Source organism: Bacillus sp. JJ1503 (assembly GCF_036965125.1).
Classification (GTDB): Bacteria; Bacillota; Bacilli; order Bacillales; family Cytobacillaceae; genus Cytobacillus.
This window is the reverse complement of sequence record NZ_JBALOZ010000500.1, coordinates 1-1,224: the sequence shown is the minus strand read 5'-3', so window position 1 is coordinate 1,224 and position 1,224 is coordinate 1. Positions and strand designations below refer to the sequence as shown.

Annotated in this window: 1 protein-coding gene; it reads right to left on the bottom strand. The window is 26.0% G+C overall.

Annotation, left to right across the window (positions count from 1 at the left end; genetic code table 11):
• Positions 1 to 101: 101 nt before the first annotated feature.
• Positions 102 to 1,010 carry a beta-1,6-N-acetylglucosaminyltransferase gene (locus V7149_RS25900; protein ID WP_335348425.1) on the bottom strand — a complete coding sequence of 303 codons (909 nt, stop codon included), beginning with the start codon at positions 1,008 to 1,010 and terminating at the stop codon, positions 102 to 104.
• Positions 1,011 to 1,224 lie beyond the last annotated feature (214 nt).

Genomic DNA, 1,224 nt, shown 5'->3' with positions numbered 1-1,224 from the left:
TAAGCTCATTTTTTCTTCTCTCAATTTCTATTTGAAGATAATTCACATAACATCTCTTACGGAAAATATTTTTATAGAATAAGCATTCTATTAAGTAAACCTTATTGACCGTTCTGTTTTGAAACCTCCAAATGCTCATAAATTTTATTAATAATTTCAGCATCAATATTCGGATTAAACTTCCTAGCAAATAAATAAGAAGAGTTAATAAGTTCATCAAAATCGTTAGATTGAAAGATATAAGGATTTCCTCTTTTCCAATCTATATACCTCATACACGCACGGTAATCATTGTCAAATTTATTGTTATATAACTTGTTTTTAAATGAAGAGTTAGCAACAAGAGTTTGTAAAAATATTTCATCAGAGCTTACAGTAAATCTTATAAAATTTTGAATCCAAGACTTCTTTGAAACTACATATACCGCTAAGTCATTTGTTATGCTAAACCAATTACTACCTTTTTGAATTTGAAAATTTCCTTTATATCTATTTATACATAGTATTTTTTGTACAAAAATAGATAAATGTTTAATTGCTTTTACTATTTTATTTAAAGTATTATTTTTGATATTTGTGCAAAACTCTTGTAAAAAGTGATAATATTTAACTCTATTAATTTCACTTTGAGTAACTTTGCAAGAGTCAAAATGCACGAATTCTTTGCCTTGATTTTCATTAAAAAAAGCATGTATCTCATCTTGTGTTTTTAATGGTAAATCTACCCCTGATATTAAATGGTAATATTGATGATACTCTTTAATCGCTTCAGATAATAAAAACAATTCGCATTTTACTTGGCTTGCACCGCCCCAATTTACTTTAATCTCTTGATAAATCCGCAAGTTTGAATGTTTAACTTTCAACATTCTTGAATCAAAATTACTGACCTTTTTATCTACATGTAAATAAATATCATTTCTTGTATCATCCAATAGTTGAATTAATTTTTGCAAAAGGTCAAAATTATTATGAGCAACTATTAAGTAGGCATGTCTATTTAACTCCATCTCTCTACCTCCAACTATGTTGAATTTATATTAAATCCTATAGTTATTATATACCACTTAATAGTCAAAATTATTTCAACAAAATGTAATCATTTTTTATTAAGAATTGTAAAAAAATCTAGAGGAGGATTTCGTTTGGAAAACTACAATGTATTCAACGTAGACCTATTTAATAATTTGTTTAGGATTTATTTTTTGAAGAATTATTGAACCC

Coding starts and splice junctions, on each gene's coding strand:
- V7149_RS25900 (WP_335348425.1), bottom strand. CDS start 1,010: ATGGAGTTAAATAGACATGCCTACTTAATAGTTGCTCATAATAATTTT.